The following is a 15,281-nucleotide window of genomic DNA, read 5'->3' on the forward strand; positions in this document are numbered from 1 at the left end:
GTGTCCGTTCAACCGAAGGAACTGTTCGGCCCCGAGTTCATCCGTGATCCCTATCCGACCTACGCCTGGCTCCGCGAGCACGATCCGGTGCACCGGTTCCTGTTGCCGCAGGGAATGCCCGCGTGGCTGGTCTCGCGGCACGACGACGTCCGCGCGTGGCTGGCGGATCCGCGGCTGGCCAAGGATCTGGAGCGGTTCCTGCCACCGGAGGCCCTGCCCGGCGAGTACGTGCGCGACGTGCTCACCAAGAACATGCTCGCCAGCGATCCGCCCCGGCACACCCGGTTGCGGCGGCTCGCGGCGAAGGCGTTCACCGCGCGGCGGGTCCAGTCGCTGCGGCCGCACATCACGCGGTTGGCCGACGAGTTGCTGGACGAGATGGGCGACGAGGGCACCACGGATCTGATCGACACGCTCGGCCTGCTGCCGATCACGGTGATCTACGAACTGCTCGGCGTGCCCAAACGCGACTGGGAGGCGTTCCGGGCGTGGTCGGTCCTCGGTTCCGATGAGCAGTCGACCGGCAGCGAGGAGTTCGAAACCTCGACGAAGTCACTGAAGGAGTACGCCCGGGCCCTGATCGCGGACAAGCGCGTGACCCCGGGCGAAGACCTGCTGTCCGACCTCATCGTGGCCCGCGACGAAGGGGACGCGCTCTCCGACGACGAACTGGTCGCGATGGTGTTCCTGCTGCTGCTCGGCGGCCAGGAGACGAGCATCAGCCTCATCGGCGCGACCGTCTACCACCTGCTGGGCCATCCCGACCAGCTCGCGTTGCTGCGCGCGGAACCGGAACGGCTGCCGTCGGCGATCGAAGAGGTACTGCGGTTCGACGGGCCGGCGATGAACGCGAGTATGCGGTTCGCCGTGGAGGACATCGAGATCGGCGGCGTGCCGATCCCCGCGGGCGGCATCGTGTTCCTCGGGCTGGGGTCCGCCGGGCACGATTCGGCGCATGTCCCGGACGGCGACAGCTTCGACATCCGCCGGTCCGCGGGCAAACACCTCGCCTTCGGCCACGGTGTGCACACCTGCATCGGGTCGGCGCTGGCCCGTCTCGAAGGCGAGATCGCCATCGGCAGGTTGCTGGACCGCTACGCCGAACTGTGCCTGGCCGTGCACCCGGACGAGCTGAAATGGCGTCCTGGCATGCATTTCCGCGGTCCGGCCGAACTGCCGGTCAGTTACCGGGTGGAGCCGAGGTGATGCCGGAGGTCGCGGTCGCCCCGGAACGTCCCCGCGGCGACCGGCTCGATATCGACATGTCGACCGTCCTGGATTGGTTGCGCGACTACGTGAGCGCGCCCTCGGCGCACATCGGCAGGCCCGGGCCGGTCTGCCCGTTCGTGCCCGGCGCGCTGAAGACCGGCGCGATCCGCCTCAGCTTCCACTACGGCGTCGACGCGTGCGACGCCGACGAGCTGCGGAGACTGGTCAGCGCGGAGCTGAGCGAGTTCAAACGGCTGACCGAGCCACCGAAGCAGTCGGGGATCTCGCTGGACAGCGTGCTGGTGGTGCTCCCGGACGCCGTCGAGGAGGGCTGGCGGCGGATCGACGAAAGTTACGGCGGGCTCAAGGATCTGGCCGTCGGCGAGGGGCTGATGATCGGCCAGTTCCATCCTGCCTGCGCCGAGCCCGCCGTCCGCAATCCGGGGTTCCCGGTGTCGCGGTCACCGATCGCGCTCTACGCCATCCGGCACATGGCCCCGCACGACGCGTTGTTCCTGCACGTGGAACGGGGCTGGTTCCGGAAGTACGCGGCCCGGTTCGCGTTGCACGCCAGGCGATCGCGGACCGACCCGCTCATCGGCGAGCTGTACCGGCGAGCCTGGAACCGTTACGGAGGAGGAAAATGACCGAGAGCGTGCAGATCCGGCAGCTGGTCTTCGGACAGCTGCTTTCCCGCGCGGTGTGCACGGCGGCCGAACTCGGGCTTTCCGACCTGCTCGCCGCCGGACCGCTGTCGGTCTCCGAACTGGCGGCGCGGGCGGGTGCCGATCCTCGGCGGCTCGCGCAGCTGATGCGCGCGCTCACCACGCATCAGCTCTACACCGCCCGCGACGACGGCGCGTACGAGCTCGCACCGCTCGGCGCGGCCTTGTGCGCCGGCGCACCCGGCTCCGCCCTGCCGACCGCGTTGCTGGCGGCGGGGGAGATCGGCGCCGCGTGGACGGGGATGGCGGAGACCGTGCGCACCGGCGCGCCCGCCTTCGATCGACGGCTGGGCGTGGACTTCTTCACCCACCTCGGCCGTGATCAGCGGCTGCGCGCGCTTTTCGACCGATCGCAGACGCACGACCAGGAACTCGAGATCGACCGGTTGCTCGCCGAAGTCGATTTCTCCGGGTACCGCCGGATCGTGGACGTCGGTGGTGGCGACGGGGCGCTGCTCGCCCGGTTGCTGAGCGAGTATCCGGGTGCCGAAGGGGTGCTGCTGGACAGTCCGAAGGTCGCCGCGACGGCGAGTGCGCGGATGCGGGCCGCCGGGCTGGCGGAGCGGTGCACCACCCTCGGCGGCGACTTCTTCGCCGAGGTGCCCGGCGGAGGTGATCTCTATGTACTGCGCCAAATCCTGCACGACTGGGACGACGAACGCGGTGTCGAACTGTTGCGGGTCTGCCGTCGCGCGATGCCCCGCGAGGCGCGGCTGATGATCATCGAGCGGGTGGTCGAGGACGGAGGGACCGGCCAAGACGCGCGGTTCGCCGCGCTCATGGACCTGTACATGATGACCGTGCTGGGTGGCGAGGAACGGTCCGGGCGCGAGTTCGGCGACCTGCTCGGCAAGGCGGGGTTCACCGTGCGGAAGGTGCACCGGCTGCCGACGGCGGTCGCGGTCATCGAGGCGGTCGCGACGCCGTCACCAGGTGGGGTGCGCGGACACGCCGCCGTCCACGGTCAGGTTGTGCCCGGTGATCCACGCGGCGAGCGGTGAGGCGAGGAACAGGCAGGCGTTCGCGACGTCGTCGGGGGTGCCCAGCCTGCTCAACGGCGCGGCCTGTGCCCAGCGCCGGACGCCGTCCCGCCAGTCGTCGCCGAGGCCGGGGCGGTCGATGAGGCCGGGGGAGACGGCGTTGACCCGGATCCCCCGCGGCCCGTATTCGAGCGCGGCGGCGCGGGCGTGCATGACCAGTGCGGCCTTGGCGCTGCTGTAGTGCGCGTGTCCCGGCGCGGGCTGGGCGGCCTCGATCGAGGCGATGTGGACGACGCTGCCGCCGGTCATCACCTCGGCCGCCGCCTGCGTGCAGTTGAACGCGCTGGTGAGGTTCGTGTCGAGGACGGCGCGCCAGCTTTCCGCGGACATCCCCGGCAGCGGCTCCACCGGCTGCACGCCGGCGTTGTTGATCAGCGTGTCCAGCCGTCCGGTCCAGGCAGCGGCGGCGGCCACGAGCCGTCGGCACGCATCGTCGTCGGACAGGTCGGCGGCGAACGCGGCGGCGGTGCCTCCGGCCGCCTCGATCCGGTCGACGAGCGCGTCCGCCGAGGCCTTGTCGCGATGGTAGTGCGCGGCGACGGCGCTGCCCGCCTCGGCGAAGCGCAGGGCGATGCCCTGGCCGATGCGGCCACTGGCCCCGGTGACGAGGGTGGTGGTGCCGCTCAAGTCCAGCATCAGAGTCCTTTCGGTGACCGGCGGTGTTCGCGCAGCGCGAGTACCCCCGAAACGACCACGAAGCCCAGGCCCGCGAGGACGTAGCAGTTCCCCAGCCACTGCTGTGCCGTCGTCCACGTCTGACCCGGTCGGTCGAAGGCGGGGAAATACCGGAACGGCGCGGCGACGAAGATCGTGGCGACGACCGCGGTGACGGCGAGCCAGGCCGCCGCCTGCCGTCGATTCCGGCGTCTGAGCACCGTGTAGGCCGCGGTGGTGAACAGCGCCGGGGCGATCCAGACCCAGTGATGCGACCACGAGGTCGGCGAGATGAGCAGGGCGAACGTCGCGTTCAGCAGCAGCGCGGGTACCACCGCCGAACGGGACATCGTCAGTGTCACCAGCACGAGCAGCACGCCGGTCAGGATGAGCCACCACGGCTTCGCGGCGGCGGAGTCGACCCCGAACCGCGCCAGCACGGCCTGCAGGGTCTGATTGGTGTGGAACGAGGTGCCGCTGATCCCCGACGCTCCGGCGAGCCCGCCGAACCAGTATCGGGCGGAGGCCTCCGGGGCGACCGCGAACGCGAGGGCCGAGGCGGCGACGAAGCTGCCCGCGGCGGTCAGCGCACCGCGGAAGTCCTTGCGCAGCAGGAAGAAGAGCAGGAACGCCATCGGCGTCAGTTTCACGGCCGCGGCGAGACCGACGCCGATGCCCCGGTAGCGGCCCCGCGCCAGCAGGCAGTCGGCCGCTACGAGGCCCATCAGCAGCAGGTTGATCTGGCCGAAGCCGAGGGTCTGGCGCACCGGTTCGAGGAAGAGTGACGGTGTGATCGCCAGCGCCGCGACGAGCAGTGCCTTCCGCCGATCACCGGACGGCCAGAGGCTCCGGGTGATCGCGTAGAAGGTGACCCCCAGCGCGGCCAGGCTGAGCGCGAACAGCAGGATCACCGCGCCGGTCCACGGGAGCAGGGCCAGCGGGGTGAGCGGCAGCGCGGCGAACGGCGGATAGATGAACAGCAGCGGGATACCGGCGTCGGAAAGCGGCAGGGCGCCGTAGAGATCGCCGCCGTTCCACAGGGTGTCGACGCCGAAGCGGTAGATCTCGAGGTCGCTGTGGGAGTCGCCCGCCGTCGCCCATACCACGACGCAAGCCATCGCCAAGGCGGCGAACGCGCCGAGCGACCACGAGGCCCGCCCGCGCGACGTGGCGGGAAGCATCGTGTGGTGGCTCCTTCGACGGCGGTGAGTGCCCCCGGACTGTACCGAGGGGGTCGAGAGGCGACTTCCGTCGGCTGCGACGACGTCCCATATTGGTCTAGACTTTTCCATCCCAGTGTGGTGAAAGGGACCGGTCCATGCGCGGAACGACGGTGTTGCCGAGGACGCCCTGCCTGCAGCCGAAGGCGGGGGAATTGCCACTGCACCGGCTGGAGGTCCGCGCGCCGGACGCCCTGCCGTTCGCGGTCGGCACCTTCGACACGATCGGTCCGATGTCGCGGGCGTCTTTCCCGCACCGGCACACTTTCTACGAAATAGTCCACATCATCGGCGGATCCGGTGACCACGTCGTCGATTTCACGCGCTGGGAAGTGCGGCCACCACAACTCGCGGTCATAGCGCCGGGGCAGGTGCATCATTGGGATGCCCGTGATCTCAAGGGATATGTCGTCCTGTTCACCGACGATTTCCTGCTCGAACATCCGGCGGATCGCGAAACTCTGAGACGGCTGAGTCAGCAGCCGTGGCAGCTCGACGATCGCGCGGCGGAGGAGACGGTGCGGCTGGTCACCGAACTGGACGAGGAATTCCGTTGTGGCGGCCAGGGAACCGATTCGGTGCTGCGGGCACTGATGCATGTCCTGATCGTGCGGGCGGGGCGGCTTCCCGGCCTGTCCGACGCGCGCCCGCCCGCCCGGGCGCAGGCCGTGGGCACGGAATTCGCCCGGCTGCTCGGCAGACCCGATCTCGGCCTGTGGTCGGTCGGCGCGCTCGCGGAACGCATCGGCGTCACCCCGGGATATCTGACGGACGCGGTGAAAACGGCGACCGGCCGGACGGCGGCGCAATTGATGCGCGAGGCGAGGACCCGGGAGGCCAAACGGTTCCTGCTCGGCACCGATCTCTCCGTGCGGCAGGTGGCCAGCCGGGTCGGTTTCGCGGATCCCGCGTATTTCTGCCGGTTCTTCCGGCGTGAAACGGGATTGAGCCCCGGTGACTATCGCCGGACGGGCGATTCCGCCCCGGAGATTCACCACGACTGACCGGATCAGTCCATCGTCCGCAGCTGATCTTCTCCATACCGTCGATGGTGATTCCCGAGGCCCCCACGAGGAGCAGGTATGGACGAAGAGAACAAGCTCAGCCGGAAGACGGTACTGCGAGCGGCGCTCGCCGCGGGGGTGGCGGCTCCGGTCGCGCTCATCGGCGGCCCCGCCCTCGCGCGCACCACCGTCGCGAACGGCAAGGCACCCGAGCTGACCCCGGCCTGTGACGACGGTGACGACCCGACCCCGCCGCAGACCGAAGGTCCTTATTTCAAGCCGAATTCCCCGCAGCGAACCTCGCTCGTCACGTCGGGCACGCCCGGTACGAGGCTCACCGTGTCCGGCTACGTCTTCGGTCTCGGTTGCCTGCCGATCGCGCGGGCGCTGCTCGACTTCTGGCAGGCGGACGTCAACGGCGCCTACGACAACGTGGGGTACACCTTCCGCGGTCACCAGTTCACCAACGACCAGGGCGCGTTCACGTTGAGCACGATCGTGCCCGGCCTGTACCCCGGCCGGACGCGGCACATCCACGTCAAGGTGCAGGCCCCCGGCCGGCCGGTGCTGACCACGCAGCTCTACTTCCCCAACGAGCCGCGCAACAACACCGACTCGATCTTCGACCCGCGGCTGCTGATGACCGTGCGGGACTCGGGTTCGGCCAAGGAGGCCGCGTTCGACTTCGTGCTGAACGTGCCGCAGACACCGACGTCGACCTCCCGGCCGACCAGTACGACGCCGACGACGTCGACTTCGACCTCCAACCCGCCCGGCGGGACGACCTGGGCGGCGGGAACCGGCTATTCCGCGGGCGCCCGGGTCACCTACAGCGGTCGCGGTTACGTGTGCTTGCAGGCGCACACGGCCCAGCCTGGCTGGGAGCCGCCGTCCACACCCGCGTTGTGGCGCGCGGAGTGAGGAACAGCCGCTGCGGAGGGAGATAAACGCGGGTGGATTCCCGCCGCCGGGACCCACACCCCGGCGGCGGGGTCCACCCGCCCTCACGCGCGGGGTGGGGTTTTCCCCCGTACGAAGTCGGAGTCCTGCTACAGCGCGCCGCCCCCGCTCCGCGGACGATGATCGTCTTCGACAACGGAGCGAAGGGGTGAACGGTATGACGAACAGCCGGAAGCGGTGGGGGAGACGGGGATTGGTGGCGGCCGCGGTGGTGGCCACGGGAGCGGTGCTCGCGCCCGCGATGAGCCCCGCCGTCGCGGAGGAGGCGGCCACGTCCTGGCGGGACCCGGTGCGGTCGCTGGACCGGGCGGCGCATCCGCTGCGTTCGACCGAACCCGGCCGGAACACCGCCGACCTGCGGGCACTGGGCGGGATGATCGGCGGTGCGAAGGTGGTCGGCCTCGGCGAGGCGACGCATGGCTCCCACGAGTTCTTCACCATGAAGGAGCGGGTGTTCCGCTACCTCGTGGAGGAGAAGGGGTTCCGGGCCTTCGCGCTGGAGCTGAGCTGGTCGGCGGGCCTGGAGATCGACGAGTTCGTCCAGACCGGCAAGGGCGACGTCCGGGAGCTGGCGAAGCGGACGCTGGCCGGTTCTCCCTGGGACCGCGAGGAGTTCGTGAGCCTGATCCGGTGGATGCGCGACCACAACCGCGCCCATCCCGGCCGCACCGTGCACTTCGTCGGTGACGATCTCGGCGCGCCTTCGGTGAACGACGCGTTCTTCGCCAGGATCACCGACTACGTGCGTCAGCACCATCCGGCGGAACTGCCTCGCCTGAACCGGCTCTACACCGGTCTGCGTCCGATCGACGACGCGTTCGCCTACCTGCGCAAACCGCTCGACGAGCGGCTGCGGCTCGCCACGCAGGCGGAGCAGGCCTACGAGCTGATCAAGGGCCTTCGCGGCGCGGAAGACCGAGACTGGGCGGAGCAGCACGCCCGGTTCGTCGCGCAGACCGCCCGGTTCCTCGCCGTCGACCTCGCGGACCCGAAAGGCCTGCCCACCGCGCAGATCCTGCGGGACCAGGCGATGGCGCAGAACGTCGCCTGGTGGCAGCGCCGGACCGGGCACAAGATCCTGCTCTCGGCGCACAACGGCCACGTCTCCTACGTCACCGACAACCCCGGGTTGTACCCGAAGACGCAGGGTGCCTTCCTGCGCGAAACGCTGGGCCGGGACTACCTGCCGATCGGGTTCAGCTTCGACCGGGGTTCCTTCCTGTCCAAGGACAAGGCGCTCGAAGGCGACTGGAAGCGCTTTTCCGTCCCCGCCGCGCCGGCCGGATCGAACGAGTACGCCCTCGACCAGGTCCGGTTCGAGGACTTCTACCTCGACGTCCGCACCGCTCCGCCGTCCGCGAGGGGCTGGCTGGACACCGCCCGCCCTACCCGCACCATCGGCACGCAGTTCCCCGTCGATCCCGCGGCGATCGCGCTCGGGCGGTCCTACGACGTCGTCATCCACCTGCATGACGTCCGCCAGGCCGACGTGAGAAGGTAGTGACTTCGCGCCCGGTTCGGGGGTTTTCACCCCATTTTCCTGGCGTGCCGGTCCGGATCTCGGTAGTAGTCGGATGTCGCTCTTGTTCCAGTACCCCCAGCGGAGGAAATCCCTGATGTTCAAACGGATGCTCAGCGCCTTCGGCGTCGGCGGCCCGTCCGTCGACACCGTGCTCGACTCGCCGCACGCCACCCCTGGCGAGGTGATCACCGGCCAGGTCCGCATCCAGGGCGGTTCGAGCGACGCGCAGATCGAGGAGATCCTGCTTTCGCTGGTCACCCGGGTCGAGGTCGAGCACGGCGACCACGAGCGCGCCGGGACCGCCGAGTTCCTGCGGGTCAGCGCGGGCCGCAAGGTGAAGGTCACGGCGGGACAGCCGACCACGATCCCCTTCCAGCTCGCTTTGCCGTGGGAGACGCCGATCAGCGCGGTCGGCGGCCGTGAGCTGCCGGGCGTGGTCGTCGGCGTACGGACCGAACTCGTCATCGCCGGCGCGCCGGACAAGGGCGACCTCGACCCGGTGCTGGTCGGCCCGCTGGAATCGCAGGACCGGGTGCTGGAGGCCTTCGGCGAACTGGGGTTCTCCTTCCGCAGCGCCGACGTCGAAGCCGGGCGGCTGCACGGCGTCCGGCAGGAACTCGGGTTCTTCCAGGAGATCGAGTTCTTCCCGCCGTCGCGCTACGCGGGCCGGGTCAGCCAGGTGGAGCTGACCTTCGTCGCGAGCCCGGACGACCTCGTGGTGATCCTGGAGGCCGACCGGCGCGGCGGCATGTTCCGCTCCGGCGGCGACTCCTTCGGCCGGTTCCACGTCTCGCACGAGGAGGCTCTGCGCACCGACTGGGCCGCGGCCATCGACGGCTGGCTGGCCAAGGTCGCCGAATCCGGTGGCGGGCATGCCATGTTCGGCGGGCACCAAGACCATCACGGCCACTACGGGCACGACTACGACCACCAGGGCCACCACGGTCGTCGTGGTCCGGGGATGGGCGGCATGGTCGCCGGTGCCGCGGCCGGGGTGGTCGGCGGCATGATCCTCGGCGAGGTCATGGAGGACGTCTTCGACGGCGGCGAGGAGGAGTGACCGCTTCCTGAGCGGTAATGGCGTTTCCTTCCCAAGTACATGATGGCCCCCTTCCTTGCGCCTAGCGCAAGGAAGGGGGCCATCATGTACTGCCCCGGCTCGGGGCTCAGGTGTACCAGGTGGGTTCCGGGAGTTCGTGGAGCAGCGCGTAGGCGCCGACCTCGCGGCGTTTGTAGGCCACCGGGTCGTGCAGCGAATGCGTGCGCAGGTTCCGCCAGAACCGGTCGAGGCCGTATTTCGTCGCGCTCGCGCGGGCGCCGGTCAGCTCGAAGATCTTCGTGCCGATTTCGAGTCCGGTGTCGATCACGCGCTGTTTGGCGGCGGCGATGAGGACCGCGACCTCGCCGCGCGCTTCGGGCGTGAGTTCTTCGCGTGGCGCGTGCAGCACGGCCGAGATCGCCGACCCCGCCTTGTCCACCAGTGCTTCGGCGGCCCACAGTTTCGACTGGAGATCGCCGTAGCCGTCGAGGATGTACCATTCTTCGCCGGAAGAGGTCTTGTTGTCGCCGCCGTACGGCCACGCGCGGGTGTGCTCGCGCGTGTACGCCAACGCGGTTTCCAGGGCACCCTGGGCGATGCCGAGGTAGAAGTTCGCGAACACCAGCTGGATCGCCGGGACGTTGAGCGTGTTGTAGGTCAGCGGGTGGAACTTCTTGTCGACGTAACCCGCCGCGCTCGCCCACGGGACGCGCACGTCGGTGATGGTCACACTGCCCGACTCGGTGAGCCGCTGGCCGATGTTGTCCCAGTCGTCGTGGAAGACGATACCGTCCTGTTCGGACGGAACGATGGCGAAGATGTGGTCCTCGGTGCCCTCGAGTACACCTTCGAGCACGGTCAGATCGGAGACCTTGCCGCCGGTGGAGAACGACTTATGTCCATTGTAGACAAGCTCGTCGCCGTCTTCGGTTATCTTCAGGTCGGCGTCGCGCGGATTGACCGCGCCGCCGAAGAAGAAGTTGCCGCGTGTGTACAGCTCTTCGACCGCGACGATCTGCTCGTCGGTCGCCACCAGCCGCGCGGCCCAGGCCCAGAGGTAGTGATAGCCCAGCAACTGGCCGATCGAGCCGTCGCCGCGGGCGACCTCGCGGGTCACGCGATAGGCGGTTTCCCAGCTCTGCCCGCCCCCGCCGTGTTCGACCGGGCCGAGCAGCGTCACGAGGCCGGAATCCTTGAGCAGCTGGACTTCCGCGTACGGTGTTTCGTTCTTCCGGTCGCGCTCGGCCGCGTCCACCGCTAGTTTCGCGGCGACGTCCCTCGCGGTGGTCAGCCATTCCGTGGCCGACCGGACCCGGTGCTCGGTCGTGGTCATCCTGGTTTCCGTTCTGTGCGTGGGCGAACGGGAATTCCGGGCAGGGCGGAGCGCCCGGAATTCCCGGGTGATTCTCGAAGCGAGCGCGGAGACTGCGTCAGGCCGGACAGAGTGTGCCTTCCATGCGTCCGAGTAGAGCAGTGGCACTACGGGGTGTCAACGAACGTCCGCGCTCTGAGATCGTGGCCGCCCACGGTCACCTCAAGCGAGTTGCAACGCCCAGAAATCGGCGTACCGGCCACCCCGGCTCAGCAGTTCGCCGTGGTGGCCTTCCTCCACGATCCGGCCGCCGTCCAGGAAGACCACGTGATCGGCGCGCTGGACCGTCCGCAGCCGGTGCGCCACCATGACCACGGTCCGGCCCGCCATCAGCCGTTCGATCCCCTCGTGGACGGCGGCCTCGTTCACCGGATCCAGCGCGGAGGTCACCTCGTCGAGAAGCACGATCGGCGCGTCCTTCAGCAGCGCCCGCGCGATCGAGACCCGCTGGCGTTCCCCGCCGGACAGCAGCGCGCCGCCCTCGCCGACGTTCGCCGACCAGCCGCCGGGCAACCGTTCGATCACCTCGTCCAGCCGCGCCGCCGTCGCCGCGGCCCGCACGTCGGCGTCGTCGGCGTCCGGGCGGCCGAGCCGGACGTTGTCCTCGATGGTGCCGTCGAACAGGTAGACGTCCTGGAACACGATCGCGATCCGCGACATCAGATCGTCGGTGCTGATCGCGCGGACGTCGACCCCGCCGACGCGGACCGCGCCCGCATCCACGTCGTAGAACCGCGCGAGCAGTTGCAGGACCGTGCTCTTCCCCGCGCCGGACGGACCGACGACGGCGAGCCGCTGTCCTTCGTGGACGGACAGCGTCAGTCCGTCGAGCACCGTGCGGTCGCCGTGGGCGAAGACGGCCGAGGAGAATTCCAGGTCGTGCCGTTCCGGCCGGATCGGGGACGGCGGTTCCGGCAGCGGTTCGGTCCGCAGCACCTTGTCGAGCCTCGCCAGCACCGAACGCGCGCCGCGCAGCTTGCCGCCGATGTCGGTCAACGAGAGCAGCGGATCCGCGCAGCGCGCCGCCAGTACGAGGATCGTCAGCACCTCGGCGGCCCCGATCCGCCCGCCGAGGGCGAGAAGAGCGCCCAGTGCCAAGAGAACCGTGAACATCGCCTGCACCGTGAACGTCAGGCCCACGACGCCGGGCAGCGCCGACAACGTGGATCGGCGGTTCGCCCGCTGGAGGTCCCGCAGCGAGTCGTCGAGCAGCCGGAACCGTTCCGCGGTCCGCCCACCCGCCCGCAGCACCGGCTGCGCCTGCAGATACTCGATGACGCGTCCGGTGGCCTCGTGCCCGCGTTCGGCGCCTTCCTCGTCGGCCGCGGCCGTCGAGCGGCCGGTCCGGACCTGGATCACCGCCACGACCGGGACGGCGATCAGCGCGGCCAGCCCGAGCCGCCAGTCGAAGACGAGGATCACGAACACGATCGTCAGCGGGGTGGCGCAGGCGGCGATGAACGGTGCCAGCAGGTGCGCGAGCACGCTCATCGCCCGCAGGACCCCGGGTCCGGCCAGCACGGACACCTCACCGACCCGGCCCGGGCTGTACCAGCCGATCGGCAGCCGGGCGAGCTGGTCGCCGAGCCGGTGGTACATCCCGCGCAGCAACGTCGTCCCGGCCCGGAAACCGGAAAGATCGCTGCGGAAGCGCAGGATCGCGAACACCGCGACGGCCGCGCCGAACGCGAACAGCCACGGCGACGCGTCGCCGGGTGTGCTCCCGAGCAGCGCCCGCAGCAAGGGGACCAGCAGGGCGTAGGACAGGCCTTCGACGATCGCCGTGGTCGTCATCAGTGCCACGGTGCGCCGCACCGGCGGGGCGTACTCGGGCCCCAGCACACGTAACAGCATCCGGATCATCGGGCTTCCCCCAGGGTTTCGGCCGGACGGTGGGCGTGCCAGAAGGCGGCGAACTTCCCGTTCCGCGCCAGCAGTTCCGCGGGCCTGCCGCGTTCGGCGATGGTGCCGTTCTCCAGCATCACGACGGTGTCGGCGTCGACGACCGTTTCGAGACGGTGGGCGATGACCAGGACCGTCCGATCGCCCCGCGACGCCGTCAGTGCCTCACGCACGGCCAGTTCGGTCCGTGGATCGGCGAACGCGGTGGCCTCGTCGAGCACCAGGACCGGCGTGTCGGCGAGCAGCGCGCGGGCCAGCGAGATCCGCTGGGCCTCACCACCCGAAAGCCCGGTCTCCTCCTGGAGCACCGTTTCGTAGCCGCGCGGCAGTTCGAGGATCCGGTCGTGGATGTTCGCCTGGCGGGCGGCGCGGACGACGTCGTCGAGGTCGGCGTGCGGGACGGCCAGCGCGATGTTGTCCGCGACCGACGCGCGCAGCAGACGGACGTCCTGGAACACGAAGGAGACCTTGCGGTACAGCTCCCGGCTGCCGAGCTCACGCAGGTCGACCCCGCCCAGCAGGACCGAACCCTGTGCGGGGTCGAAGAAGCGCGGCAGCAAAGCGACCAAAGTGGACTTCCCGCTGCCCGACGGCCCGACGAGGGCGGTGACCGTCCCCGGTTCGAGCACCAGGTCGATCCCGCGCAGGACCTCGTGATCGGCATCGTAGCCGAATCGGACGTCCCGCAGCTCCACGCGATGACCCTGTGGTGTGACCGGGTTCGACGGCTCCGGCAGGGACGGAACCCCGAGCACGTCCCGGATCCGGCCGACCGCGCGCCGCGCGGCCTGCAGTTCGTCGAAGCCGTGGCCGAGTGCCGCCACCGGCGCGGTCAGCCCGAGCCCGAGTACCAGGAACGGCAGGAGATCGGCCGGGGCCAAAGCGCCGTCGGTGATCAGGACCGTGCCCCCGATCAGCACGATCAGCAGGACGAACGGGGGTGACAACGCCAGCTGCATCCCGGCCGCCGGCCCGGCCATACCCCGCACCCAGCGGGTGAAGGTGGCGACGAAGTCGTCCGCGGCGGTGCGGAATCTGCGGTGGGCGCGCCCGGCGCCGCCGAACGCCTTGACCACCGCGATGCCCTGGACGAATTCGACGACCGAACTCGAGATCCCCGCCATCCCCTGGTCGAACTCCTCCTGCTCGCGCAGCCGGGCGGGCGTCATCATCAGCGGGACCAGCGCCACCGCCAGCAGCACCGGGACCAGCGTGATCAGGGTCAGCCGCCAATCGACGGTGAGCAGATAGACCAGCGACACCGACGGAACGACGAAGGCGGAGACGAGTTCGCCGGGGGTGTGGGCGATGAACGGGTGCACCGCGCCGACGTCCTCACCGACGACCTTGGCCAGTTCACCGGTCCGGCGACCGGAGAACCAGCCGATCGGCACGCGGCCCAGCCGCTCGGCCAGCAGACGGCGGAAGGTGAGCTGGACCCGGCCGTCGAGCAGATGCCCGATCCCGGACGACGCCGCGGTGAACAGCAGCCGGACGAACAACCCGGCCGCGCCCACGAACACCGCGGTCCAGACACGGCCTTCGTCGACCGGGCCGGGCGCGAGCAGCGTCCGGCCCAGTTCGACGACCGCCAGCAGCGGTGCCAACCCCGCGAGGGCGCCGATGACCTGAAGGACCACGAGAACGACGAAACTTCCGGTATAGGGGCGCAGCAGCCGGGCCAGGGTGGGCGCCCGTACGGCGGTCGTCATCACTCGGCCAGCGCGCGGCGCAGGGCTACGCCCAGTTCGGTGAGCTGACGGCGGGACACGTCGGCGGTCAGGATCGCCTGCGACCCGTGGAAGGTGCCGGACCACTGGTGCAGTTCGACCGGCACCCCCGACCGCAGCAGCCGGACCGCGTAGTCGATGTCCTCGTCACGGTTGGGGCAGAACTCGGCGGTGGCCACATAGGCGGGCGGCAGTCCGGACAGATCGGTGGCCCGCGCCGGGGCGGCATAAGGCGAAGAGGCGGGCTGTCCGGCCAGGTAGTGCCGCCACATCGCGGACACCTTGTCGCGGTTCATCCAAGGCGTGTCGGTGAAGGACCGCGCCGACCAGGTCTCCTGCCGGTCGTCGAGGCCGGGCTGATTGAGCAGCTGGAAGCGGATGGACGGGCCCTGTTCGTCGCGCGCCCGCAACGCCGTCGCCGCCGCGAGGCCACCGCCGGCACTGTGCCCGCCGATCGCGATCCGGTCCGGGGTGACACCTAGTTCCGCGGCGTTCTCGGCCGCCCAGTTCAGCACGGTGTAGACGTCGTCGAGCGCGGCGGGGAACGGATTCTCGGGGGCGAGCCGGTAATCCACCGAGATCACCACCGCGCCGGAGCCTTCGGCGAGGCGGGCCGCCCACGGGTGTTCGGTCTCCAGATCGCCCATGACCCAGCCGCCGCCGTGCATCCAGATGATGGCGCCTTGTGCCTCGTGCGGCCGGTAGACGCGGATCGCGACGTCCGGGTCACCGGGCACCGTCCGGTCCTCGACGGTCATCGCCGAGGTGTCCGGTTTCGGCACCGACGTGGCGAGCTTGGCGAAGTTCACGCGTTCGGTGATCGGGTCGTCGAGCTTGGCGGGAGGGAACAGGGCGATGAAGGCTTCCAATTCGGGATCCATGACGATCATCCTTCCGGTTCCCG

13 protein-coding genes are annotated in these 15,281 nt (G+C 70.0%); 7 read left to right on the plus strand and 6 right to left on the minus strand.

Annotated elements, in window-relative coordinates; all coding sequences use genetic code 11:
• Genes AVL48_RS08210 through AVL48_RS08220 form a run of 3 tightly spaced genes read left to right on the plus strand, consistent with a single transcriptional unit; the run spans position 1 to position 2,935 of the window.
• Positions 1-1,206 (plus strand): cytochrome P450 family protein, encoded by a 1,206-nt coding sequence (locus AVL48_RS08210; protein WP_061981315.1) that lies wholly within the window; start codon positions 1-3, stop codon positions 1,204-1,206.
• Positions 1,206-1,856 (plus strand): DUF6875 domain-containing protein, encoded by a 651-nt coding sequence (locus AVL48_RS08215; RefSeq protein ID WP_061981316.1) that lies wholly within the window; start codon positions 1,206-1,208, stop codon positions 1,854-1,856. Before AVL48_RS08210 ends, AVL48_RS08215 begins: the two co-directional genes overlap by 1 nt.
• Positions 1,853-2,935 (plus strand): methyltransferase, encoded by a 1,083-nt coding sequence (locus AVL48_RS08220; RefSeq protein ID WP_061981317.1) that lies wholly within the window; start codon positions 1,853-1,855, stop codon positions 2,933-2,935. Before AVL48_RS08215 ends, AVL48_RS08220 begins: the two co-directional genes overlap by 4 nt.
• Here AVL48_RS08220 and AVL48_RS08225 read toward each other — a convergent pair.
• Both AVL48_RS08225 and AVL48_RS08230 read right to left on the minus strand, forming a co-directional pair.
• Positions 2,861-3,610, minus strand: coding sequence for an SDR family NAD(P)-dependent oxidoreductase (locus AVL48_RS08225; RefSeq protein ID WP_061981318.1), 750 nt, complete (start codon positions 3,608-3,610; stop codon positions 2,861-2,863). The genes AVL48_RS08220 and AVL48_RS08225 overlap by 75 nt on opposite strands.
• The gene (locus tag AVL48_RS08230; protein ID WP_061981319.1) at positions 3,610-4,809 is read right to left on the minus strand and encodes a glycosyltransferase 87 family protein; all 1,200 of its coding nucleotides are present in this window, start codon (positions 4,807-4,809) and stop codon (positions 3,610-3,612) included. Before AVL48_RS08230 ends, AVL48_RS08225 begins: the two co-directional genes overlap by 1 nt.
• A 137-nt stretch (positions 4,810-4,946) precedes the next feature.
• Between AVL48_RS08230 and AVL48_RS08235 the strand changes: the two genes are divergently transcribed.
• The 4 genes from AVL48_RS08235 to AVL48_RS08250 all read left to right on the plus strand — a co-directional run bounded on the left by AVL48_RS08235 (position 4,947) and on the right by AVL48_RS08250 (position 9,394).
• A complete protein-coding gene (locus AVL48_RS08235) occupies positions 4,947-5,852 on the plus strand; it encodes an AraC family transcriptional regulator (RefSeq protein WP_061981320.1) in 906 nt (301 codons plus the stop codon).
• A gap of 78 nt (positions 5,853-5,930) precedes the next feature.
• On the plus strand, positions 5,931-6,773 hold the full coding sequence (locus AVL48_RS08240; RefSeq protein ID WP_061981321.1) for a dioxygenase family protein: 843 nt from the start codon (positions 5,931-5,933) through the stop codon (positions 6,771-6,773).
• 196 nt (positions 6,774-6,969) lie between these two features.
• Positions 6,970-8,313, plus strand: a complete 1,344-nt coding sequence (locus AVL48_RS08245) for an erythromycin esterase family protein (RefSeq protein WP_061981322.1) — start codon at positions 6,970-6,972, stop codon at positions 8,311-8,313.
• 115 nt (positions 8,314-8,428) lie between these two features.
• The gene (locus tag AVL48_RS08250) at positions 8,429-9,394 is read left to right on the plus strand and encodes a sporulation protein (RefSeq protein ID WP_061981323.1); all 966 of its coding nucleotides are present in this window, start codon (positions 8,429-8,431) and stop codon (positions 9,392-9,394) included.
• A gap of 106 nt (positions 9,395-9,500) precedes the next feature.
• Here the strand turns inward: AVL48_RS08250 and AVL48_RS08255 are convergent, their stop codons facing one another.
• The 4 genes from AVL48_RS08255 to AVL48_RS08270 form a co-directional block, all read right to left on the minus strand.
• Entirely contained in the window at positions 9,501-10,706 is a 1,206-nt protein-coding gene (locus AVL48_RS08255; protein WP_061981324.1) for an acyl-CoA dehydrogenase family protein, read from the minus strand.
• 201 nt (positions 10,707-10,907) lie between these two features.
• On the minus strand, positions 10,908-12,608 hold the full coding sequence (locus tag AVL48_RS08260; RefSeq protein WP_061981325.1) for an ABC transporter ATP-binding protein: 1,701 nt from the start codon (positions 12,606-12,608) through the stop codon (positions 10,908-10,910).
• On the minus strand, positions 12,605-14,359 hold the full coding sequence (locus tag AVL48_RS08265; protein ID WP_061981326.1) for an ABC transporter ATP-binding protein: 1,755 nt from the start codon (positions 14,357-14,359) through the stop codon (positions 12,605-12,607). The genes AVL48_RS08260 and AVL48_RS08265 overlap by 4 nt, the downstream gene beginning before the upstream one ends.
• Positions 14,359-15,258, minus strand: coding sequence for an alpha/beta hydrolase (locus AVL48_RS08270; RefSeq protein ID WP_061981584.1), 900 nt, complete (start codon positions 15,256-15,258; stop codon positions 14,359-14,361). The genes AVL48_RS08265 and AVL48_RS08270 overlap by 1 nt, the downstream gene beginning before the upstream one ends.
• Between the last annotated feature and the right edge of the window lie 23 nt (positions 15,259-15,281).

This window comes from Amycolatopsis regifaucium (assembly GCF_001613935.1).
GTDB lineage: Bacteria > Actinomycetota > Actinomycetes > Mycobacteriales > Pseudonocardiaceae > Amycolatopsis > Amycolatopsis regifaucium.

What these genes read in the sequence shown, in the direction of transcription:
- AVL48_RS08215 (WP_061981316.1), top strand. Translation starts at nt 1,206, where the DNA reads ATGCCGGAGGTCGCGGTCGCCCCGGAACGTCCCCGCGGCGACCGGCTC.
- AVL48_RS08220 (WP_061981317.1), top strand. Translation starts at nt 1,853, where the DNA reads ATGACCGAGAGCGTGCAGATCCGGCAGCTGGTCTTCGGACAGCTGCTT.
- AVL48_RS08225 (WP_061981318.1), bottom strand. Translation starts at nt 3,610, where the DNA reads ATGCTGGACTTGAGCGGCACCACCACCCTCGTCACCGGGGCCAGTGGC.
- AVL48_RS08230 (WP_061981319.1), bottom strand. Translation starts at nt 4,809, where the DNA reads ATGCTTCCCGCCACGTCGCGCGGGCGGGCCTCGTGGTCGCTCGGCGCG.
- AVL48_RS08235 (WP_061981320.1), top strand. Translation starts at nt 4,947, where the DNA reads ATGCGCGGAACGACGGTGTTGCCGAGGACGCCCTGCCTGCAGCCGAAG.
- AVL48_RS08240 (WP_061981321.1), top strand. Translation starts at nt 5,931, where the DNA reads ATGGACGAAGAGAACAAGCTCAGCCGGAAGACGGTACTGCGAGCGGCG.
- AVL48_RS08245 (WP_061981322.1), top strand. Translation starts at nt 6,970, where the DNA reads ATGACGAACAGCCGGAAGCGGTGGGGGAGACGGGGATTGGTGGCGGCC.
- AVL48_RS08250 (WP_061981323.1), top strand. Translation starts at nt 8,429, where the DNA reads ATGTTCAAACGGATGCTCAGCGCCTTCGGCGTCGGCGGCCCGTCCGTC.
- AVL48_RS08255 (WP_061981324.1), bottom strand. Translation starts at nt 10,706, where the DNA reads ATGACCACGACCGAGCACCGGGTCCGGTCGGCCACGGAATGGCTGACC.
- AVL48_RS08260 (WP_061981325.1), bottom strand. Translation starts at nt 12,608, where the DNA reads ATGATCCGGATGCTGTTACGTGTGCTGGGGCCCGAGTACGCCCCGCCG.
- AVL48_RS08265 (WP_061981326.1), bottom strand. Translation starts at nt 14,359, where the DNA reads ATGACGACCGCCGTACGGGCGCCCACCCTGGCCCGGCTGCTGCGCCCC.
- AVL48_RS08270 (WP_061981584.1), bottom strand. Translation starts at nt 15,258, where the DNA reads ATGGATCCCGAATTGGAAGCCTTCATCGCCCTGTTCCCTCCCGCCAAG.